We start from the raw sequence: 21,952 nt of genomic DNA, 5'->3' as shown, positions 1-21,952 counted from the left end.
CGCCGCGGATGGCAGTGGAAAGCTTTGCCTAAGGAAGCACCGAAGTGCTACATAGAACAAAAACACTAATAAAAACAGTAGAAAAATGAAAGCATTTAAATTAACTATTCTATCTTTTCTTTTTAGCAGCTCTGTATTCGCTCTAGATATTACGAATGTGACTGTTATTCCAGCATCTTCAAATCAAATTCAAGTTGTTTTAGATACTTTTGATGGTTACTCTTACGAGTTCAATACACACAACGTCACTTTTAATGGAAATACAATTACTTTGAGTGTTTGTTACAATATGGGAGTTTTTCCAGCTGGTTGGTGTGATACACAGAGTTTTGACATTTCCATGGACAATATCTCTATAATGAATTACACTCTTGTTGTAAACGTTTATTACTACAATTATGATAGCCAGTCCTGCGATTTTATCAATTTTCAAGACACCGCAACTCTAATGTTTTCAGCTCCGCTTGCTGGCCCAGTTAATTTGAATACTGTTAGTTACGATCAAAATAATGCTTTTGAAATTTATCCCAATCCCACATCTGACTTTTTGAATATCAACTATAAAGCTATAACAAAGAGCGCGGTAATTGAATTCGTAGATTTTGCAGGCAGAATTGTTAAATCACAGCGGTTACAGCATTCGAATGAACAACATGCCATAGACATTCGGTCTTTGTCGAAAGGCATCTATGTTTTACGATTGAAGGAAAATAATAAGATACTGTCGTCGAAAAAGTTGATTATAAACTAAATATATGGTTGATTACGCCTGCGTATTCGGTTTATTAAAATGGTAAACTAACTTTTTTACGTTTTTTTTTTAACGATACGCCGCGGCACGGATGGCAGTGGAAAGCTTTGCCTAAGAAAGCGCCGCGAAAACCCAAACGGCAAAGCGACAACGAGAGTTCTTGCCGTTTGGTGTTTTGAGCTGCGCTGGCTGGGCAAACTTGAAACGAACAGCCGGTTTGCCGCCCAAATAAAAATGCACTATCCTAAAATACGTTTAATTTGGTCTTTCCGTACCTTCGCCACATGATTTTTCAAATCAAAGCGTACCTGCAATTTTTACTTCGATCAAAGAATCGGCATGGCGTGCATTCGCCTTTTGTGTATCAGTTTGTTGAAAATTGTTTGAACGATCGCGCGCCGTACGAAGCATACGAAACCTTAGCCGACGCCAACCGCCAATTAGCTGCCAACAAACAACTTATTCGCGTAACCGATTACGGCGCACAATCGAAAACCATGCATCCGAAACAGCGACGAGTGTGCGATATGGCCGCCGTTGCTGGAATTACGCCTTACCGTCAGCAACTGTTGTACCGATTGGCGCGCTATTTTAACATCGAAAATGCCTTGGAAATCGGAACTTCTGTCGGAAAAGCCACGGTAGCTTTGGCAGCAGTAAATGTGCGTATTCAAACCATCGAAGGTTGCGCGAATACCCAAGCCGTAGCGAAAGATTTACTTGCCGATTATTCGGATCGCATTCAGTTTACAAACGGTACCTTCGAAGCGATTCTCCCCACGATAAACGACCAAAAATTCGATTTAATTTTCTTTGACGGGAATCACCAATACGAACCCACGATTTCGTATTTCAATACGCTCTTGCAGACCGTTCATCACAAATCGGTTTGGATTTTCGACGACATTTACTACAGCGCCCACATGCAACGCGCCTGGGAATACGTACGCAAAAACCCCAACGTAAGCTTGTCTGTTGACACCTTTCGTTGGGGAATTTTATTTTTTGAGCCTCGGCCGAACAAAGAAGATTTTGTTATTCGTCCGCCTTTCTTTTTCGATACGTTGATGTAAGTCAACTGTATTTTCAAAAACCGATTTTACAATCGAGAGCAGGGTAGTGGTTGTACTACCTTATTCTTTGGCGTCGGTATTTTCGTCGGATTTAGCTCCCATACGTTCCCACTTGAAAGTTGGTCCGAATTTAAATTTCAAAGCAGCAATTTTACGGTTGTCTTCCGAAGATAATCCTTCTTTTTCCACCTGATTTTTTTGGGTGTCTAGCGCTTCGTACATCATTTTTATTTTGTCGAAGTCTTCGCGGCTGTAGGTGTTTTTATTTCTGTCGAATTCAGCAACAAAATTTTGGTAAACACTCAAAATATTGTCTTTGTTTACCCAAGAGAAATCGAGGTTTTCGCCTACGTTAGCGTTTTTGAAATACGCTTCGCGAAGCAGTTTACTGCGATTTGTATTGCCGTCGGTTGGGTTTGCTGCTTCGTCTAAATCGGCTTCGATTTCTGCCAGAATTTCATTGTATTTCGATTTGGCAACATTGATACGGTCGGTAGCTTCAACGCGATTTTCGTGGGTAATTAAAGTGCTGTCAACGCGACTTCCTTTGGCAGCAAATTCGTTTTCGATGGTTTTCCAGTTCGTTTTGATGTTGTCGAAACTTAATTTCGAGATCGAATCGGCATAATCTTCATATTCTTTAACGGCTATTTCAGCCTCTTTTTCGGTATTGCTTTTGCAACTTCCTAAAGTGATGGCGAGCACGGCCAAAAATCCTACGATAAATTTTTTCATAACTTGTTTATTTTATTTAGTAAAGGTATCTTGCTGCGATACAGCGAGCCTTATGCGATTCGAAACAACTGTTACGCAATTAGCACGCAGACAAACTGTAACAACTCATGCTATTTTGCTACTTACCCTAAAAAGAGATTTTGAAAGAATTAATTAAACTCAAGTCGATTAAACGAGATTTTGCGCTGGGCGCGGAAACGATTCGTGTTCTAAAAGGAATCGATTTAACGATAAATCAAGGTGAATATGTGGCACTAATGGGTCCGTCGGGTTCCGGGAAATCGACCTTGATGAACTTATTGGGTTGCCTGGATACGCCAACTTCGGGTTCGTATATTTTGAACGGACAAGACGTGAGCAAGATGCGCGACGACGAATTAGCGGAGATACGCAATAAAGAAATTGGTTTCGTATTTCAAACTTTTAACTTGCTGCCGCGAACTACAGCATTGGATAATGTAGCGCTTCCGATGATTTACGCCGGTTACGGAAAAGCCGAACGCAGCGCTCGAGCCAAAGAAGTGTTGGAACAAGTGAATCTCGGCGATCGGATGGATCACCAACCCAACCAGTTATCGGGTGGTCAGAGGCAACGTGTAGCCATTGCTCGAGCTTTGGTGAACAAGCCGTCGATTATCTTAGCCGACGAACCAACTGGAAATTTAGATTCCAAAACCAGTGTCGAAATCATGAAGCTTTTCGATGACATTCACCAAAACGGAAATACCGTAATTTTGGTAACGCATGAAGAAGACATTGCCGCTTACGCACACCGCGTGATTCGTTTGCGCGATGGTTTAATTGAATCAGACAATCAGAAATAATAAGATGAAAGTATATACAAAAACCGGCGATGGCGGAACTACAGCGCTTTTTGGCGGTACACGTGTTCCAAAAGACCACATTCGAATTGACAGCTACGGTACCGTTGATGAGTTGAATTCGTACATTGGTTTAATTCGCGATCAAGATATTTCAGAGATTCACAAACAAACGCTTATCGAAATTCAAGATCGTTTGTTTACGGTGGGCGCTATTTTAGCTACGCCACAGGATAAAGAATTTTTGAAAAACGGCGAGCGTCGATTACAGAATTTGGGATTACTGCAAACAGACATCGATTTTCTCGAGAAGGAAATCGACCGTATGGAAGATAGTCTGGAACCGATGACGCATTTTGTATTGCCAGGCGGCCATCAAACGGTGTCATTTTGTCATATTGCACGTTGCGTTTGTCGTAGAGCAGAACGTTTGGCAGTACATTTAGGTCATGAAGAGCCGATAGAACCGATGGCGATCATGTATTTAAATCGTTTATCCGACTACCTCTTTGTTTTGGCACGGATGTTGACCAAGGAGCTAAACGCGGTTGAAGTGAAGTGGATTCCGAGAAAATAATCATTTTTTCTTAAAATTATTTCGATAATAGCGCGTAAACACTATGTTCTTATCAAATTGAAATTAAAGTGTTTTTTACTTTGAAATTTTAGTAAAAAATATATTTTTGCATAAACCTAATTAGACAACAAAATGTACTGGACGTTAGAACTTGCTTCCTATTTGAGCGATGCTCCATGGCCGGCAACAAAAGACGAGTTGATTGACTATGCGATTCGTGCCGGAGCTCCGCTAGAGGTCGTAGAAAACCTTCAATCAATCGAAGATGAAGGTGAAATCTACGAATCAATGGAGGAAATTTGGCCTGACTATCCGACCGACGAAGATTATCTTTGGAACGAGGATGAGTATTAAAAAGAAATCACTCAAAAGCATAAAAGTCTCTCAAGTAGAGGCTTTTTTTTTGCATAAATTTGCACACAATTTTTCAGCAACTAAAGAATCAAATATATGAGTCTTATCAGTAGTATTCTCAAGGCGTTCGTTGGCGACAAATCTCAAAAAGATATCAAAGCCATACAGCCTTACATCACTAAAATAAAGACATTCGAACCAGCTTTACAAGCTTTATCGAACGACGAACTGCGCGCCAAAACTGCTGCCTTTAAAGAAACCATAAAGGAAGGACGCAAAGCGCAAGACGAAAAAATTTCTAAACTGCTCCAAGAAATTGAGGCCGTTTCGGATATCGATAAAAAAGAATCGCTCTATCTGGAAATCGATCGTCTCGAGAAAGAAGCCTATGAAGCTACCGAAAAAGTATTGCTTACCATTCTTCCCGAAGCTTTTGCTGTGGTGAAAGAAACCGCACGCCGATTCAAAGAAAACACGTCGATTGAAGTTACTGCTACTGCGAAAGATCGCGAGTTGGCAGCCGTGAAACCTTATATCACACTCGAAGGAGATAAAGCCATTTACGCCAATTCGTGGAATGCAGCCGGTAAACAAATTACTTGGGACATGATTCATTACGATGTACAGCTCATTGGCGGTGTTGCTTTGCACGAAGGTAAAGTTGCCGAAATGCAAACCGGTGAAGGTAAAACGTTGGTGGCAACCTTGCCGCTCTATCTTAACGCACTTCCTGGAAAAGGCGTACACTTGGTAACCGTAAACGACTACCTAGCCAAGCGTGACAGCTCATGGAAAGCGCCTTTGTTTGAATTCCACGGACTAACTGTAGATTGTATCGATAACCACCAACCGAACTCCGACGGTAGACGTAAAGCGTACGAAGCCGACATCACCTACGGAACGAACAACGAATTTGGTTTCGACTACCTACGCGACAACATGGCGCACACACCTGCCGAACTCGTGCAACGCAAACACAATTACGCCATTGTCGATGAGGTTGACTCGGTATTGATCGACGATGCACGTACACCCTTGATCATTTCCGGTCCGGTTCCGCAAGGCGATCGTCACGAATTTAATGAGCTAAAACCAAAAGTGGAGCAACTCGTTAACTTACAACGACAAATTTCAAACGGTTTCTTAGCTGAAGCGAAAAAACTCATCAAAGAAGGAAACACCAAAGACGGAGGATTCAACTTACTTCGCGCACACCGTGCCATGCCTAAAAACAAGGCATTGATTAAGTTTTTGAGTGAAGACGGCGTAAAACAACTTTTGCAGAAAACGGAAAATCAGTACATGCAAGACAACAATCGCGAAATGCACAAAGTTGACGAAGCTTTGTATTTTGTGATTGAAGAGAAGAATAATTCGGTTGAATTGACCGAAAGCGGCATCAAAGCACTTTCTGGCGATACCGATTCGGATTTCTTTGTACTTCCTGATATGGGAACAGAAATCGCGAAAATCGAACAGGCAAAATTGCCTAAAGAAGCAGAAATTGAAGCTAAAGAAAAGCTTTTCAACGAATTTGCGCAGAAAAGTGAGCGTATTCACACCTTAACGCAGTTACTGAAAGCCTACACCTTATTTGAGAAAGATGTAGAATATGTGATCATCGACAATAAAATTTTGATTGTAGATGAGCAAACCGGTCGTATCATGGACGGTCGTCGTTACAGCGATGGTTTACACCAAGCGATCGAAGCTAAGGAAAACGTAAAAATCGAAGCAGCTACGCAAACTTTTGCAACCATTACCTTGCAAAACTACTTCCGTATGTACAGTAAACTGGCTGGTATGACAGGTACTGCCGTTACTGAAGCGGGCGAGCTTTTCGAAATCTATAAATTAGATGTGGTGGAAATTCCTACCAACCGTCCGATTGCACGTATCGATCACGAAGATTTGATTTATCGTTCGGTGCGTGAGAAATTCAATGCCGTAATCGAAGATGTAACGAAACTTTCCGAAGCGGGTCGTCCGGTACTTATTGGTACCACTTCCGTGGAAATTTCCGAATTGCTTTCGCGAATGTTAAAGATGCGTGGTGTGAATCACAATGTTTTGAACGCGAAAATGCACAAGCAGGAGGCGCAAATTGTGGAAGAAGCGGGTAAGCCAGGTGTGGTAACTATTGCTACAAACATGGCTGGTCGTGGTACCGACATTAAGTTAACTCCAGAGGTAAAAGCCGCTGGTGGTTTAGCGATTATTGGTACCGAACGTCACGATTCAAGACGTGTCGACCGTCAGTTGCGCGGTCGTGCAGGTCGTCAGGGAGATGTCGGAAGTTCGCAATTTTACGTATCGCTCGAAGATAACTTGATGCGTTTGTTTGGTTCGGATCGTGTCGCGAAAATCATGGATCGTATGGGATTGAAAGAAGGCGAAGTAATTCAGCATTCGATGATGACCAAATCGATTGAACGCGCTCAGAAAAAAGTAGAAGAAAACAACTTTGGTGTACGTAAACGTTTGTTGGAATACGACGACGTTATGAACGCACAACGCGAAGTGGTTTACAAACGCCGACGTCACGCTTTAGAAGGCGAGCGATTGAAAGTAGATATCGCAAACATGATTTACGATACGTGTGAATTGTTGGTAGATCAAGCGAAAGCGGCAGGCGATTTCAAGAATTTCGAATTCGAATTGTTCCGTTATTTCTCGATCGAATCGCCCGTAATTGAATCGGATTTCAACAAACAATCGGCTAACGATTTAACGAATACCGTTTATAAGTCGGTTTTAGATTTTTACGAATCGAAAACAGCAAACAGCGCCGAGCAAGCATTTCCAATCATTGCGGGCGTTTTCGAAAACGAAGGAAACAAATTTGAGCGCATTGTAGTTCCGTTTACAGACGGAGTGAAAACGCTCAACGTGGTAACCGATTTAAAGAAAGCTTACGAATCGCGCGGCAAGCAGCTGATTACCGATTTCGAAAAGAACATCACGTTGGCGATAGTCGATGAGGCTTGGAAAAAGCATTTACGTAAAATGGATGAGTTGAAGCAATCGGTGCAATTGGCCGTTCACGAACAAAAAGATCCGTTGTTGATTTACAAATTTGAAGCGTTTAAGTTGTTTAGCAATATGTTGAATGGCGTGAATCGCGACGTGATTTCGTTCTTGTTTAAAGGCGATTTACCGCAGCAGAATGCACCGCAAATACAGGAAGCTCGCGAAGTAAAGCAAAAAGAAAATTACCAAACTTCGAAAGATGAAATTCCGAATAGCGATCAGGCGGCAGCTCAAAATCGTGAAGCAGCTCAAACCCAACCCAAACAAGTAACTGAAACGATAGTTCGGGAAACGCCGAAAATCAATCGAAACGATACGGTTACCATTAAACACGTTTTGAGTGGGAAAACCGAAACCATGAAGTACAAAAAAGCCGAGTCGTTATTGCAATCCGGCGAATGGGTTTTAGCGTAAGAGAAACGCAAAAATTGCTTTATAAATCAAAGAAATCTGCTGTAAAAGGCAGATTTTTTTTGGGCGCCCGGGCACGCTTTCGCCTTTACTCCTCGGCGAGTTCCGCTGCGCTACACCGCCTGTGGGGTATCGGCTCACCCGAGGCTACCAGCCGAACTGACCGCAGGTAATCGTTGGCGCGGCAATCGTTACCAGCAATTGTGCGAATAAAGCGTTATATTATTTCGAACCTTATTTCTTAAAAGTATGCATGTGTTTAATCTAATTAAAATATTGATAATCATTTTTTTATAATGGGTAATATTGCGATATTACGATTTAAAATTCGCAAATCTTAGAGCAATAGAAAGCCTTACAAATTCTCAGCTTAAAAGCCATTTAAAATGTGAATTCACTTTTTTTGATTTTAAGCCCGTGAACGTTAAAAAGCCATTTAGCGACCAATTTGGCGGTTAAACCATAAGTTTGTTTTAGCCAAAAGAGAGCAAGAAAGCGTTAACTTTTTTTCTGGGCGAGTTTTACACTTTCCACTTAGCTTAAACGTACTGTGCAACAGAATTTATGATGACGAAGAAGAACACTTTTTTTAGAACGCACCTAAAATCACTCGAAAGTTTGTACTTTTAAGGTGGAAAACCTTTTTCTGTTTAAATCACTTTCTCATGATTACTAAAAAGCAACTTGCAGTAACACTAGATAAACTTCCAGAACAGTTCTCTATAGAAGATTTGATTGACAGACTTATTTTGCTTGATAAAATAGAAAGAGCTGAAAGAGAATCGGAAGTCGGTAATACCATTACAGAAACCGAATTAGACCAAGAGCTCGAAAAATGGTTCAAATAAATTGGACAAGGACTGCCGTTGAGGATTTAAAAGGTATCTTCGATTATATTGCGAAAGATTCTAAAAAGTATGCACAACTTCAAACGCTCAAATTAAAAACACGAACCTTAATTTTAAAGTCTAAACCTTTTATAGGTAAAAAGGTGGCTGAGAAGGAAAACTTGGCAATCAGAGAATTAATAGAAGGTAATTATAGAATAATTTATAAGATAATTGATAAAAACAAAGTAGATATCCTTACCATTCATCATACTTCACGAGATTTGACAAGACGTGAAATCAAGTAAATGAACACATTAGTGATTTTTAGTCAGTTTACCCTTTATTTCACGATATGATCTTACTGATTTTACCAAAAAAATACGCCGAACGAAAAACCCGTTCGGCGCTCCAACTAAAACAAAAAATCGGCAGACTAAAACTTGTAGCCTGCACCAATGAAAATACCGCTGATAGCCACATCTCCTGTGCCCAGCGAATATTTCGCGTTTACGTCGAACTCCTCCGAAATGTCGTACGACGCACCAAAGTCAACGTTAATTTTAAACTTCTCTTCTTCCAATTCGGTGAAGTAGTTTAAACTTGGTCCAGCCATTACATGGAAACTATCCGCTAACTCGTACTTCGCCAAAATCGGTACGCTTAAGAAATTAAAGTCCTTGATTAATACATACATCAATTCGGGTTGTACTGCAAATTTTTCGGAAATGCCAAGTGTTGCAAATCCTCCCAAATAAAAACCAGTTTCCGAACCAGTTACTTCGCCTAACGGACCAAGATCCACTTTTGTAGACGCTAAATCAACACCTGCTTTAACACCAAATTTTGTTTCTTGCGCTTGTGTAGCGAAAGTTCCGGCAAGAGCAGCCAATACAAATAGTAATTTTCTCATAATTAAATGTTTATTAGTTATGAGTCAAAACTATTTTGTGAGCTAATCTTCTGAAATACTACAAATGACGTATTTTTCACTGCGTGATCGCGCAGTGAATCAATGGAGTCAATTCCCTTTTGGGCAGTTATGCATCCGGAAAAATCTTCCCTGGATTCAAAATCCCGTTTGGATCAAAGACGTTCTTGATGCCGCGCATTAAATCGAGGTGATGCGTCGGGAATTTTATGGGCATGTTTTTTTTACTTATTAAGGGTTTGATATGCAATGCATTACTGAAAAGTATAATGTTAATCAAATAGTGTCAACTACATTTTCTGGATTTCGATTCTTTGGGTTAAAAGGTTCAATGTTTTCAAAAGAATTTGAATCAGTTCCTTTAAACCCATTTATCAAAGCTATTTTTATTTGCGGTACATCATCAAAAGCCTTAAACCAAATTGAGAAGAATCCTTTACTTTTAGCTGCATCTAAGAGTAAAGGTGTAAAGTCTGATACACTTATTAATCCGTTATTCCAGGCTGTCCGCCAAACTTCGTTAGCGGAAAACCATGCTTCAGCTCTGTATTTCCATCTTAGATCGGTTGCCCGAGGATTAACTTTTATAGTATTTAAACCCAGCAGACTAATTGTGTTATTTGCTTTGTTTAGCTGGTCAAATCCTAAAGTACTAAAAGCTCTAACTAAACCTGCCTTTTGCTCACGGTTTGTTAGTATGGAAACTACAAAATATTCAAAAACCAAATGTGTGTTGTTTTTATCAGGCATGTAATGAGTTTCTGACGTATGTGGCTTATTTCCTTTTTCTCTATTACATGGTCCGCACGCGAGTAGCATGTTTTCCCATGCTAACAAATCCCCTGCGGGTTGATCTGTTTGAGGGTTTTTAGGAACAACATGTTCAACTTGAGGACTATCGTTCAAAATCATATTACAATAGCAGCAGTAGTTACCTATTCTTTCAATAAGATCGCTTCTCCAATCTTTGTAATCGGTAACTATTTTGTCAACTCCATTTAACTGAGGTGTATTTCCTTTAAATATAGGACGCATTCAAATATTATAATTTACTTTCAAGTCGTTTTAATTTTAATAATGCCCTTACACCGGGATCTGAGACTTCAATTTCAATTTTGTTTAGAATTTCCGTAGCGTTGACGGGCTTACTCTTTATGGTTTGCAGATACTCTAGTGATAGCTGTTCATTTTTAGCATTTTCAACAGACATTGTGCTTGATGTCCCCATAACTTTCTGCGCTATTTCTCCAATAGATAAATCTGTAGGGTTTACGTCAGAATACTCATCGTCAAGGTTGTAAAGTTCATTTGAATTAAGCGATTGAACTATGAAAGGAGAATGTGTTGTTACGACAAATTGAATTCTTGGGAAAGCTTTTTTTAAATCCTGCACTACATGTCTTTGCCACCTTGGATGTAAATGTAAATCTATTTCGTCAATTAAAATTATTCCATTTGTATCGGTAATTGCATTTTGCATTCTGTAGCCGTTTAAGGCGATGCATCTGTAGGCAATTTCTGCAACCATAGCTGTGAAATAATGAATACCGTCGCTATGAGAGCTTATCGGTAAAAATCCAGTTTCTTCATCGTCAATCTTAATTTTTAACCAAAGCTCGCCATTTATAAACTCAATTTCAGTAATAAAGGGATTTGCTGTTCTAATTGCTGAAAAGAATGCTTCCTTAGTTCCATTATATTCTTTGCCAAGCCGAACTAAGGTGTCGTAAGTTTGTAGCCATTCATGATAATGAAATTTGACTGCCTTCATTTCCTCCCAGTCTTGATATCCTTCCTTAAAAATTTGTCGTCCTAGTCGTTGAATCTTACTTTTTTTCGACATTCTTCCTGCACCAACAGCTCTTGAAATTCCAAAGAATGCAATGATTGGTAAATCAATTCTATCTGTATGATGCTTAACCATCAGATTATGTCTGTCAGCTGCAATTTTTTTTATTTCACCCACATCTGTACTGTTATATGTTGATGCGCTTTTTCCTTCCAGCCATTTTCTTCGCCAAGTAATTTCTTCAGAATTTCCAGTAAAACGACCAACAGCTTCAACTTTTACTGGAAATTGCTGAAGTAAGAATTTTCCTTGGTCTAAGATTCGAATTTCGTCTTTTGCGATATGTCTAGATTTAACCTCAGGTATCGCTAAAAAAAATGCGCCACTTGCTATCCGTAGAGCATGTAAAATAGTTGACTTACCCTTACCATTTACACCTATAAATACAGTAAATGAGGGGTCTAGGTAAAAAGTTCTTTCCTCAGAAATATTTCTAAAGTTCTGGATTGTTATTTTCTTGATATTCATTATGAAGTAAGAAAAAATTTAGTGTCTAAATCAAAGATACCAAAAATCTCCATTTTATCATGAAATACTTTAAGGTGCTATTTCTGATTATTCTTTAATAATCCGGAAAAATCTTCCCTGGATTCAAAATCCCGTTTGGATCAAAGACGTTTTTGATTCCACGCATTAAATCGATGTGATGCGTCGGGAATTTTATCGGCATGTAATTTTTTTGCACGTAACCAATGCCGTGCTCGCCCGAAAGTGTGCCACCAAGCGCCACTGTTAGCTCAAAAATTTCGGTAATGCCTTTTGGAATATCTTCCTGCCACTGCTGTTCACTGAGCGCGCCACGAATGATGTTTACATGCAAGTTTCCATCGCCGGCGTGTCCGTAACAAACCGATTTAAAACCGTACTTCGCACCAATGCGCTTAATGCCTTGCAACAACTCGGGTAGGGCATAGCGCGGAACGACAGTATCTTCTTCTTTGTAGACCGAATTGGCTTTAACCGCTTCGGCTATGCTGCGTCGCATTTTCCAAAGTTGATTTTTCTGTTCGGTAGAATCGGCGAAAAGAATATCGTCTATGTCGTAAGCTTCGAAAACGCTGCACAATTTTTCGGCTTCTTCGAGCAGTTGGTCGAGGTTGTTGCCATCGAGTTCTACCAACAAATGTGCATTTACGTCTGGCGCAACTACAACATTCAGGTTGTCAATAAATTGCAGTGCCCAGTCGATGGCATCACGTTCCATAAATTCGAGCGCCGACGGAACAAATCCGGCTCGAAAAACGGCTGAAACAGCTTCGCAAGCTTCGGCTTCGTTTCGAAACGGCACGAGCATTAAAACGTTTTGAGTAGGCAAGGGCAAGAGTTTTAGCGTAGCTCGGGTAATAACTGCTAAAGTTCCTTCGCTGCCTACCAACAATTGCGTCAGGTTGTAGCCGGTAGCGTTCTTTAGCGTATTTGCGCCGGTTTCGATAATTGTCCCGTCGGCCAAAACCGCTTGTAAATTAAGTACGTAATCTTTGGTAACGCCGTATTTTAACGCACGTGCTCCACCGGCATTTTCGGCGATGTTGCCACCGATGAAACAACTGCCTTGACTGCTCGGATCGACCGGATAAAACAAGCCGTGTTGCGCCACCGCATCGCGCAGGGTTTGGGTAACGACAGCCGTTCCGGTGGTTACCTGCAAGTTTTTCAAATCGATTTCGTGAATTTGATTGAAACGTTCCATCGATAGACCAATGCCGCCATGAACAGCTAATGCTCCGCCGCTTAAGCCGGTGCGTCCGCCGATGGTCACAACGGGAATTTGATGCTGGTTTGCGATTTTTAAAACGGCCGACACTTGTTCAACGGTAGCTGGTTTGACCACGATATGTGGTGGAAACGACAGGTCTTCGGTTTCGTCGTGGCCGTAATGCAACAGCGTTTCTGTATCGCGGTAGCAGTCGAGGTTTGGAATATTTTGAAGTTCGGAAAGAAACGAATCGGTAAGCATATTCTTTTGAAAACGATTTTTCGGTTACGGATTTTGCGTTAGGGACTGAAGCGGAAATCCTGTTTTGCGCTGCCGCTTAAGGCGCTAAACAGATTATAGCGAAAGGCCCGACCGCGAAGTTACGATTTTAGATGAAGCGATTTCGTTCTCGCGGGAACGCCCAAATAAAGTTGAAAATCGGTTATTTGGTTTCTTTGTTTTTCTGGAAATCGAAATTGAATATAGTGTTGACAATCAAACCGTTATTGTATTGATAAACGTCCTGATTGTTGATGTTTCTGCCAAACTGCACGATTTGGTTGAGGTAGCCGGCTTCGATTTTTAAATTAGAAGTGAGGTTGCAGCCGAGTAGGAGTCCGAGGCGATTTTGATCAAAGACATTGGCACCGATATTTTCGCCAAATCCGAGGAAAATCTCGTCGTAAACCGCTAGATACGGTGTTTTAGGTTTCGGATTTTTAGCCAAAGGAATTTGCAGGCGAAACATGTAGCGCAGTCGATTTAAAAACAGGTATTCGTCTTCGGACGTCGATGCTGCCGAGTTGAACCGACCCACCCAGCGTTGCTCGAGCATGAAGCGGTGCGAGAGATCGATATTCCAAATTTTATCGGTTATCGTTGCCATTTGAAAGCTGCGGTGCTCAATAAATGTTTTTCCGAAGCCGTTTAACGGAATATCGCCGTAAGCATAGGTTTCTATCCAAGCGTAGCCCAAGCGCAGTTGCAATTTCGGACTTGCTTGATAGTTTGCTCCGAGGCGAAGTAAACTTTGCTGCGGATTGGAAATGGTTTGGTCGCGGCGCCATTGGTATTCGGTGTGTACGCTCCACTTGTTGGCCACTTTGAAGGTTCCGAAATAATTGTACCAGCCAATGTCGTTGCGATCGGTGATGCGTGTGGTTTGGGCGTTTATTGCTTGCAAGAGAAAAGCAAAGAGCAACAGATAACGGAATTTTAACGGCATAGTTTTAGTAGTTAGTTGTCCGTAAAAGTACGTTAATAACAGAAACAGCTTTTATTTTTAGTATTTTCAAATCTCAAAAAAATGGAATTATGGATAGCAGCAAAACGACCAAATTATTGAAGTTAGGCGTTGGATTAGTAGCAGTAATTTTAGTTACTGCTTGCCAGCAGCGCGCGGTTTTGTCGGATGCAAAAAACAACGAACCGATTAGTTTATACAGTAAATGGCAGTTGATTGAACTTAACGGGAAAGCAGCAGCGGTAACTTCTGGCTTGAAAACGCCGGTGATTACCATAGAGAAAGCGGGTCGTATTTCGGGTAACGCTAGTTGCAATAATTTCTTTGGTTCGTTTGAAACAGACGGAAGTTTTCGTTTGAAGTTCAGCAAAATGGGAAGCACTATGATGGCTTGTAACGACATGAGTTTGGAACGCGAATTCTTGCAAAAATTGGAAGTTGTAGACAATTTTACGTTACGTGGCGACACGCTTTCGCTGAATAAAGCACGTATGGCTCCGCTGCTGCGTTTGGTTCGCGTGCACTAAGTGTAAATACTTTTTTTACCGGCAAAAATGCGAGCCATAAGGCAAACCGGAAACGCAACCAAAAAGTATGGTATTCCAAATAGTTCTAGGCACATAACGGCACAGGTTAATGGTAGTGCCGCAGCTGCGCCAAATACGGCAACAAAGCCTAGTGCTGCAACAAAACCAAGAGGTAAACCAAGCTGCAAGGCGAGAAAACTTCCAAGCGTTGCACCGATAAAAAACAGCGGGGTAACTTCGCCACCTTTAAATCCGGCTGCTAATGTAATTGCGGTAAATAAGAGTTTCCAGCCAAATACAGTTCCGTCGGTGGGTTGTTGAAAAGCGTTTTCAATTTCTGAAATACCTAATCCGAGATAGCGGTCGGTTTGTAAAACAAAGACTAGTGCAATAAGTATGCAGCCACCGATGAAGGCTTGCAACGGCTTTTTATCAGTAATTTTCTGAAAGACAATCCCTATTCTTTCTTGTAATTCGATGAACAAGCGGGCAGTAAATCCGAAGGCCAAGGAGCATGCAAGTAAAGCGAGGAATAAGCCAAAACTCCAATCGGGTAGAACCGCCGTTTTATACGTTGCATGCGAAATAGGAAGCAATAAAGCCACGACATTTGCCACAAGGGCACAAAAGCACACCGATGCCACAGAAAACGCATTGATGCTTTTAGTTTTGTCGACTTCGAAAGCAAAGACAAATCCTGCGAGGGGAACGCCAAATACAGCGCTAAATCCGGCGGCTAGCGCACAACGCAAAAAGGTTTTCTGCTTTGTTGCATCGAATGGAACTAGTTTACTAATGGCCGATTCAAGTCCGGCGGCCATTTGTACCGCGGTTCCTTCGCGTCCGGCACTGCCCCCGAATAGGTGCGTAAGTAAAGTGGTTACGAAGATGAGCGGCGCTAAAAAGAAGTTCCAGTTTTGATTACCGTTCTGTAAAGCTGCAACCAACATTTTTGTTCCGGCTTGATAACTGGGCGCGAATTTTTGATAATACCAAACCATGAAATAGCCCGCAAAAGGAAGTCCGAATATGAGATACGGAACCTGTAAACGAAGATTCGTAACGCCGTCCAAAACATACAAAAACACGCCCGAAACCAAGCCAACGCAGCTAGATAAGAGCAGCAGGGCAATGATCCAGCGAATCAGTTCTTTAATGGGCGTTATTTTAGGAAAGGCCAAGCGTTTCAAGCGTTAACTTCTTGTTCGGCGGCTAAGTTTTTTTGAAGAAAATCGGTTCCAAAGCTTAGTTTTTTCGCCAGAGGAGCGGTGGGAGCAATTGCCCGCCAAAAAGGTGTGATTTCGCTTAAGGGTGTTCCTGCTTGATACTTTTCGTAATTGAGTTCGGCTACAATCCGTAGGAAAATGCCCGTCGTTACCGGACAGGTATGCGTTGCACCGTGGGTGAGTGCAAGATCTTTCCGGATATCAGTCATAGATACCAAAGTTCCCGCAGGAATTTGTGCAATGTAATCGGCAAAAATTTGTGGAGTTGCAATAAGCATGAGTGCGTTTTCGGGAATGTCGGCAAAACGTTTGTCGATTCGCTTCACTTCTGCTTCCTTGCGTTGATCGAATTTTTGTTGCCAAGTTTTCGTTGCCATGTGTCGAATAGCTAGTCTTGAATTTTAGAATCGTTTAATTTCGTCAGTATTTTGGCTTCTAAATCGTAAATCGCTTTGAGTTGTTCTTCGGCGATTAAGTCGATTTTCTGGTGCAAACTTCTAATTTCGAGTTCGGATTTCAAATTTACTAAATAATCGTTTTCAGAACGCTGCCGATCTTTTTCCTCTTGTCGGTTCTGACTCATCATGATAATCGGCGCTTGCAAAGCAGCAATACACGACAAGATGAGATTCATCAATATAAACGGATACGGATCAAAGCGCTCAGACGTTAATGCCAAGCTGTTGAATAAAATCCATATGACCAGCAAAACAAAAAAGCTGATGATAAACGACCAGCTGCCGCCAAAACGTGCCACTTTATCAGAAATTTTCTGTCCTTGAGTCAGGTATTCGCGCGGTGGATGCAACAGATTTTCGGTAATTAATTGCTCTTCTTCCAGTGTTTTAGAAACAATTTCGCGTAATTTTCGCAGTTGGTCAACAGCAAAATCTTCGGCAGATTCAAATTCGGTTTGCATAACTTTTTAATTTAGTGTGACTCGGATCTTTAGATAAATTAGTGCGGTTACGATAGCAAGCGTGAAGCTCAATAGCGTTCCGATAAGTATGTATTCGGTTAGTTTTATTTCTTTGTTTTCACGCAAATCGCCAAAGCGGAAAATAGATTTCGCGGCAAGTAAAAAGCCAACGCCTTCCCACAAATTGCAAGTGATGAAAATGAAAATCAGCAAACGTTCCAGAATTCCAATGTAAAACCCGGCTTCTGCAAGTCCCGTTTTTGGCGCTTCGTACGGAAAAAACTGCATCAATTTCTTCATCACAACAGCCGAACAAAAGGTAGTAACCAAAACGGCGTTTGCAGCCAAAAGGGTTTTCGTACCGAAAATGCGTTCCCAATCTATTTCGTATGTCTGATGATAGGCCACAAACAGCGCTAAAGCACCAAAGTGCAGCAACTGATCGAAACTAAAAACAGCAATAGGGCTCAGCCGTTTTTTTAATACAGTTTTTGTGAACGCATCGATTAAAAAATGACTGGCAGCCAGTAAAATACACGGCAAGATTAAGTTTTTTGAAAATTGCGTAAACAGCAGCAACAAGAACAGGTGAATGCCGGTGTGCAGGTAAAGCATGGGCGATTTTAACACTCGATTTTCGATAGCTGCTGCCATCCGAGACGACTGCAAGACGAAATCGCCCAACAAATGGGCTAACAGTATTTTTAGTGCTAAATCGAGCATGTTTCGAGCATTTTTTTAAACAAGTTAATGGCTTGTTCTATTTCGTGAAATCCGCCGCGTTTTAATGCTTTTGAAACACTGGTTTCGTGTTTTTGCAGCAGTGCCGACAAGGCTTTTTGCGATAAGTCGTTTCGTTTCAAAGCGTGATAAATCGTTGCAGCCGTTGCGGGTTTCCAGTTTTTTATCAAAATTCCGATAAAGCTACAAATTACGTTTAGCGTTTCATCGAATTCTTGGTTTTTAGTTTTGATGCGAAGGCGGTCGTTTTTGAGCATGTCGAATGCTTTACCAGAAAAAATATGCGCATCACTCATTTTCATTGAAATAGATTTTTCCGACAATTCCGTTATTCCAATGCCAATTCCCATACGAACACCAACGCCCGATTCGGCGCTCAGCAAAGCCGAAAGTTGTATGGCCACTTCCAAACAGCTAGAAGCCACAACCTGAATTTGAAAACTGTCGCCTCGCGAAATAGCGTAATCGTGAGCGGGTTCGGCATTTTCCTGTAGAAATTTCTCAAGCAAAAGTTGCCAACGGTTTGGTTCTACACTTCTTGAAGCAATAATATCGCCTGTGATCACTGCATACATATCCAAGTATTATTTCATCAAAAATACAAAAAAAATAGGTTTATTTACGCCTATTTTTAAAAATAGGTTTATTTAAGCCAATTTCTATAAATAGACTTATTTACGCCAATTATTTAAAATAAACCGAAGCAAGACATTTTTTAAAGAGCTGGTTGTACAGAGTATTCATGCGTATTCGGAAATTGATTTTGTTTCATAAGTCTAAGAATTTGCAAACTGTTGAAAGACATTAATTCACACGAAAATTAAAAGTGGTTTAGCGATCAGGTACAAATGCTGACGATGCCGAGGCTTTGTGTATCTTTGCAGCCGTTAAAAATACTATGGAATTTAATCTGCTACATACCGACCCGCATTCGCGTGCGCGCGCCGGAAAAATTACTACAGATCACGGAATCATCGAAACGCCCATTTTTATGCCGGTCGGAACCGTGGCTTCGGTCAAAGGCGTTCACCAACGCGAATTGCGCGAAGAAATTAATCCAGACATCATCCTCGGAAATACGTATCACCTGTATTTGCGTCCGCAGCTCGATATTTTAGAGCGGGCAGGAGGTTTGCATAAGTTCATGAATTGGGACCGAAACATACTTACCGATTCGGGCGGTTATCAAGTATATTCGCTTTCGGCCAATCGAAAAATAAAAGAAGAAGGCGTTAAGTTTAAGTCGCATATCGATGGTTCGTATCACTTCTTCACACCCGAAAATGTGATGGAAATCCAGCGCACCATCGGAGCCGATATCATCATGGCGTTCGACGAATGTACACCGTATCCGTGCGATTACCGCTACGCACAGCGTTCCATGCACATGACACACCGCTGGCTCGATCGCTGTATCGCTCATTTAGAAAAAGTTCCCTACAAATACGGCTATTCGCAAGCATTTTTTCCGATTGTTCAAGGAAGTACGTACAAGGATTTACGCCGACAATCAGCCGAATACATAGCAAATTCCAACCAAGTAGGTAACGCCATCGGAGGCTTATCTGTGGGTGAACCTGCCGAAGAAATGTACGCAATGACCGAGGTCGTAACTGAGATTCTGCCACAAGATAAACCGCGTTACTTGATGGGAGTAGGTACGCCAATCAATATTTTGGAGAATATTGCGTTGGGAATAGATATGTTCGACTGTGTGATGCCTACGCGAAATGCCCGTAACGGCATGTTGTTTACCGCAAACGGCACAATTAACATCAAGAATAAAAAGTGGGAAGCCGATTTTTCACCTTTAGATGAAAACGGAACAACCTTTGTAGATCACGAATATTCGAAAGCGTATTTGCGCCATTTATTTGCAGCAAACGAGTATCTCGGCAAACAAATTGCAACCATTCACAACCTTGGGTTTTACATGTGGTTGGTGCGCGAAGCACGCAAACAAATTCTTGCAGGCACTTTCGCCGAATGGAAAAATAAGATGGTAAAACAAATGAACCAGCGTTTGTAATATGCAAAAACTAAAGATGGGGAAGTTAACGATAATCGATAAGTACATCCTGAACCGGTATTTAGCTACCTTTTCGGTGATGCTGATGCTTTTTATTCCCATCGGAATTACGATCGACGTTGCCGAAAAGGTCAATCGAATGATGGAAAACAAAATACCTTTCGGTAAAATTGCACTCTATTACCTCGATTTTACAATTTATTTCGCCAACCTACTTTTCCCGATTTTCCTGTTCCTTTCCGTAATTTGGTTTACCTCGAAGTTGGCTAACAACACCGAAATCATTGCCATACTGAGCAGCGGAATATCGTTTACCCGATTTTTACGACCCTACATTTTTGGTGCCACCATCGTTTCTTTGTTTTCGCTGCTGATGGGAATTTTTATCGTTCCAAAAGCCAGCGAAGGTTTTAATAATTTCCGGTATAACTATCTGAAAGGCAGTAGTGGAAAAGCGCAAATTCGGAAAAACAGCAACGTATTCCGACAAGTTAATAAAACCGATTTCATTCACGTAGGTACCTTTAATCACGATGCCAAAATGGCGTTCAACTTTTCGTACGAGAAGTTCGATGCCAATAACAAAATGGTGTTTAAAATCAATGCCGATCGAATTAAATACAATCCGATTAAGAAGAATTTTTCGCTGTACGGGTACAAAAAGCGCACCATCGGACCGCTGTCGGATAAATTAGAGTCGAAACCAAAAATGGATACGATTTTTCAGTTCGATTTAGAAGATTTAACGCCCACCGTTTACGTGGCTGAAACCTTGAGTTTACACGAGTTGAGCAGTTTTATCGACAAGGAGCGTAACCGCGGTTCGAGTAACATTAGTTCGTATTTGGTGGTGTATTACAAGAAATTCAGTATTCCGGTTTCGGCGTTTATACTAACCATAATTGCGGTGGCGGTTTCGTCTATGAAACGTCGCGGCGGTATGGGAATTAACTTGGCTATCGGTATAGCTTTGGCATTTACGTATATCTTCTTCGATAAAATTTTTGGAGTTTTGGCCGAAAAATCGAGTATTCCGCCTTTGTTGGCCGTGTGGACACCAAACGTACTTTTCGGTACTTTAGCGATTTACCTGCTTCGCAATGCTAAACGATAAAACCGGCGCACATCTCAAAATGCACCTCATCGTTTTTATATGGGGTTTTACCGCTGTTTTGGGCGATTTAATCAGCATACAAGAATACCGTTTGGTGTGGTTTCGCATGGGTTTAGCTACGGTTTTTTTGTATTTGTGGCAACGCAGTCAGAAGGTAAATTTGGCCATTTCTCGAGCGCTGTTACTCAAAACGGCAGGCGTAGGTTTGCTAATTGCTTTACATTGGATTTTCTTTTTCAAAGCCATTAAAATCTCGAATGTTTCGATCACCTTAGCGGTATTTTCAACGGGTTCGTTCTTTGCGGCTTTGCTCGAGCCCTTCTTTTTCAAGCGTAAAATGCTGTGGTACGAAGTATTTTTTGGATTGATAATCGTTGCCGGACTCAGTTTTATCATACAAGTCGAGGTGCAGTATCTCGAAGGTGCTGTTTGTGCGCTGTTTTCGTTAATTATGGGCGTTTTATTTACCTTGTGTAACGGAAAATTAACGCGCAACAATCCCGCTTCTATTTTAACGGTGTACGAATTTTTCGCCGGATTTCTAGCTGTGAGTGTGTACTTGTTGGCAACGGGCGAAGTTACCGCCGAATTACTTCAACTTTCCGGCAGCGATTGGTTTTACTTGCTGATTTTGGCGAGTATTTGCACGGCTTATGCGTTTACGGCTTCGGTCGACATCATGAAAAAGCTCTCGCCGTACACGGTTATGTTAACCACTAATTTGGAACCGGTTTACGGCATTTTTTTAGCGTACTTTATTTTAGGCGACAGCGAGCAAATGAGTCTCGGTTTTTACGTGGGCGCCGCGGTAATTTTGGCCACGGTATTGCTAAACGGCTACATCAAATCAAGAACAACCGTAAGTAGCTAATCCGGCTGTTCGCTATAGTCCGCAAAAAATCCGGTTTGTTCAATCGGTTTGCGCGCGGTTTCTTGGGTCACCACGCTCCAACCGTTTCACAATACCGTATTTTTCTTACGGGCTGCCGCTACCATCCGGGCTAGGAAATACGTTACCAAAAATTCGTGAAAAAATACCTATAAGTAGGTAGTTTTGGGAAGTGGGAATCCCGTAATTTAGCGATGTACAAATTTAAT

The 21,952-nt window shown here is 41.4% G+C and carries 24 protein-coding genes; 12 read left to right on the top strand and 12 right to left on the bottom strand.

Annotation, left to right across the window (positions count from 1 at the left end; genetic code table 11):
* The first annotated feature begins 85 nt into the window (after window positions 1–85).
* On the top strand, window positions 86–751 hold the full coding sequence (locus tag Q0064_RS09325) for a T9SS type A sorting domain-containing protein (protein ID WP_298147600.1): 666 nt from the start codon (window positions 86–88) through the stop codon (window positions 749–751).
* 284 nt (window positions 752–1,035) lie between these two features.
* Window positions 1,036–1,824 carry a class I SAM-dependent methyltransferase gene (locus Q0064_RS09320; RefSeq protein ID WP_298147598.1) on the top strand — a complete coding sequence of 263 codons (789 nt, stop codon included), beginning with the start codon at window positions 1,036–1,038 and terminating at the stop codon, window positions 1,822–1,824.
* A 60-nt stretch (window positions 1,825–1,884) separates the two neighbouring features.
* Here Q0064_RS09320 and Q0064_RS09315 read toward each other — a convergent pair whose 3' ends face one another.
* Entirely contained in the window at window positions 1,885–2,559 is a 675-nt protein-coding gene (locus Q0064_RS09315; RefSeq protein ID WP_298147597.1) for a hypothetical protein, read from the bottom strand.
* Window positions 2,560–2,696: 137 nt separating this feature from the next.
* On the opposite strand from Q0064_RS09315, the gene Q0064_RS09310 reads away from it, so the two are divergent.
* From Q0064_RS09310 to Q0064_RS09285, 6 genes are all read left to right on the top strand, one after another.
* The gene (locus Q0064_RS09310) at window positions 2,697–3,383 is read left to right on the top strand and encodes an ABC transporter ATP-binding protein (RefSeq protein ID WP_298147656.1); all 687 of its coding nucleotides are present in this window, start codon (window positions 2,697–2,699) and stop codon (window positions 3,381–3,383) included.
* Window positions 3,384–3,387: 4 nt separating this feature from the next.
* Entirely contained in the window at window positions 3,388–3,957 is a 570-nt protein-coding gene (locus Q0064_RS09305; RefSeq protein ID WP_298147595.1) for a cob(I)yrinic acid a,c-diamide adenosyltransferase, read from the top strand.
* Window positions 3,958–4,089: 132 nt separating this feature from the next.
* On the top strand, window positions 4,090–4,311 hold the full coding sequence (locus tag Q0064_RS09300; RefSeq protein WP_022828503.1) for a DUF2795 domain-containing protein: 222 nt from the start codon (window positions 4,090–4,092) through the stop codon (window positions 4,309–4,311).
* Window positions 4,312–4,407: 96 nt separating this feature from the next.
* The gene (gene secA, locus Q0064_RS09295; RefSeq protein WP_298147592.1) at window positions 4,408–7,755 is read left to right on the top strand and encodes a preprotein translocase subunit SecA; all 3,348 of its coding nucleotides are present in this window, start codon (window positions 4,408–4,410) and stop codon (window positions 7,753–7,755) included.
* Window positions 7,756–8,417: 662 nt separating this feature from the next.
* Entirely contained in the window at window positions 8,418–8,600 is a 183-nt protein-coding gene (locus Q0064_RS09290; protein ID WP_298147589.1) for a hypothetical protein, read from the top strand.
* Window positions 8,588–8,887 carry a type II toxin-antitoxin system RelE/ParE family toxin gene (locus Q0064_RS09285; protein WP_298147586.1) on the top strand — a complete coding sequence of 100 codons (300 nt, stop codon included), beginning with the start codon at window positions 8,588–8,590 and terminating at the stop codon, window positions 8,885–8,887. Before Q0064_RS09290 ends, Q0064_RS09285 begins: the two co-directional genes overlap by 13 nt.
* Window positions 8,888–9,015: 128 nt before the next feature.
* Here Q0064_RS09285 and Q0064_RS09280 read toward each other — a convergent pair whose 3' ends face one another.
* The 6 genes from Q0064_RS09280 to Q0064_RS09255 form a co-directional block, all read right to left on the bottom strand.
* Window positions 9,016–9,492 carry an outer membrane beta-barrel protein gene (locus tag Q0064_RS09280; protein WP_298147583.1) on the bottom strand — a complete coding sequence of 159 codons (477 nt, stop codon included), beginning with the start codon at window positions 9,490–9,492 and terminating at the stop codon, window positions 9,016–9,018.
* Window positions 9,493–9,619: 127 nt separating this feature from the next.
* Window positions 9,620–9,727 (bottom strand): FAD-linked oxidase C-terminal domain-containing protein, encoded by a 108-nt coding sequence (locus Q0064_RS09275; protein ID WP_298147580.1) that lies wholly within the window; start codon window positions 9,725–9,727, stop codon window positions 9,620–9,622.
* 59 nt (window positions 9,728–9,786) lie between these two features.
* Entirely contained in the window at window positions 9,787–10,545 is a 759-nt protein-coding gene (locus Q0064_RS09270; RefSeq protein WP_298147577.1) for an HNH endonuclease, read from the bottom strand.
* Window positions 10,546–10,552: 7 nt separating this feature from the next.
* Window positions 10,553–11,827 (bottom strand): AAA family ATPase, encoded by a 1,275-nt coding sequence (locus tag Q0064_RS09265; protein WP_298147573.1) that lies wholly within the window; start codon window positions 11,825–11,827, stop codon window positions 10,553–10,555.
* 94 nt (window positions 11,828–11,921) lie between these two features.
* Window positions 11,922–13,316 (bottom strand): FAD-linked oxidase C-terminal domain-containing protein, encoded by a 1,395-nt coding sequence (locus Q0064_RS09260; protein WP_298147570.1) that lies wholly within the window; start codon window positions 13,314–13,316, stop codon window positions 11,922–11,924.
* Between the two features lie 181 nt (window positions 13,317–13,497).
* On the bottom strand, window positions 13,498–14,280 hold the full coding sequence (locus Q0064_RS09255) for a DUF2490 domain-containing protein (protein ID WP_298147566.1): 783 nt from the start codon (window positions 14,278–14,280) through the stop codon (window positions 13,498–13,500).
* An 89-nt stretch (window positions 14,281–14,369) separates the two neighbouring features.
* Here Q0064_RS09255 and Q0064_RS09250 point away from each other — a divergent pair, with 89 nt between their 5' ends.
* On the top strand, window positions 14,370–14,825 hold the full coding sequence (locus Q0064_RS09250) for an META domain-containing protein (RefSeq protein ID WP_298147564.1): 456 nt from the start codon (window positions 14,370–14,372) through the stop codon (window positions 14,823–14,825).
* On the opposite strand, the gene Q0064_RS09245 is transcribed toward Q0064_RS09250, so the two are convergent.
* The 5 genes from Q0064_RS09245 to Q0064_RS09225 are packed head-to-tail and all read right to left on the bottom strand — an operon-like array spanning window position 14,822 to window position 18,286.
* Window positions 14,822–16,015: a chloride channel protein gene (locus tag Q0064_RS09245; RefSeq protein ID WP_298147562.1), complete on the bottom strand. Its 1,194-nt coding sequence runs from the start codon at window positions 16,013–16,015 to the stop codon at window positions 14,822–14,824. The two genes, Q0064_RS09250 and Q0064_RS09245, sit on opposite strands and share 4 nt — an antisense overlap.
* Window positions 16,012–16,428 carry a hypothetical protein gene (locus Q0064_RS09240; RefSeq protein WP_298147560.1) on the bottom strand — a complete coding sequence of 139 codons (417 nt, stop codon included), beginning with the start codon at window positions 16,426–16,428 and terminating at the stop codon, window positions 16,012–16,014. The genes Q0064_RS09245 and Q0064_RS09240 overlap by 4 nt, the downstream gene beginning before the upstream one ends.
* An 11-nt stretch (window positions 16,429–16,439) precedes the next feature.
* Window positions 16,440–16,970 carry a DUF1003 domain-containing protein gene (locus Q0064_RS09235; protein ID WP_298147558.1) on the bottom strand — a complete coding sequence of 177 codons (531 nt, stop codon included), beginning with the start codon at window positions 16,968–16,970 and terminating at the stop codon, window positions 16,440–16,442.
* Window positions 16,971–16,976: 6 nt separating this feature from the next.
* The gene (locus Q0064_RS09230) at window positions 16,977–17,693 is read right to left on the bottom strand and encodes a DUF3307 domain-containing protein (RefSeq protein ID WP_298147556.1); all 717 of its coding nucleotides are present in this window, start codon (window positions 17,691–17,693) and stop codon (window positions 16,977–16,979) included.
* Complete coding sequence (locus Q0064_RS09225) at window positions 17,681–18,286, bottom strand: SatD family protein (protein ID WP_298147554.1); 606 nt, start codon at window positions 18,284–18,286, stop codon at window positions 17,681–17,683. Before Q0064_RS09225 ends, Q0064_RS09230 begins: the two co-directional genes overlap by 13 nt.
* Window positions 18,287–18,609: 323 nt before the next feature.
* On the opposite strand from Q0064_RS09225, the gene tgt reads away from it, so the two are divergent.
* From tgt to Q0064_RS09210, 3 genes are read left to right on the top strand one after another with little or no spacing between them, the layout of a single operon-like run.
* Entirely contained in the window at window positions 18,610–19,740 is a 1,131-nt protein-coding gene (gene tgt / locus Q0064_RS09220; protein WP_094487423.1) for a tRNA guanosine(34) transglycosylase Tgt, read from the top strand.
* A 1-nt stretch (window position 19,741) separates the two neighbouring features.
* Window positions 19,742–20,854: an LptF/LptG family permease gene (locus tag Q0064_RS09215; protein ID WP_298147551.1), complete on the top strand. Its 1,113-nt coding sequence runs from the start codon at window positions 19,742–19,744 to the stop codon at window positions 20,852–20,854.
* Entirely contained in the window at window positions 20,841–21,725 is an 885-nt protein-coding gene (locus tag Q0064_RS09210; protein ID WP_298147549.1) for a DMT family transporter, read from the top strand. The genes Q0064_RS09215 and Q0064_RS09210 overlap by 14 nt, the downstream gene beginning before the upstream one ends.
* Window positions 21,726–21,952: the final 227 nt, after the last annotated feature.

Source organism: Flavobacterium sp. (assembly GCF_027490375.1).
In the GTDB taxonomy this organism is placed as follows: domain Bacteria; phylum Bacteroidota; class Bacteroidia; order Flavobacteriales; family Flavobacteriaceae; genus Flavobacterium.
Note: the sequence above shows the minus strand (reverse complement) of the source record. Positions and strands in the feature narration are given on the sequence as shown.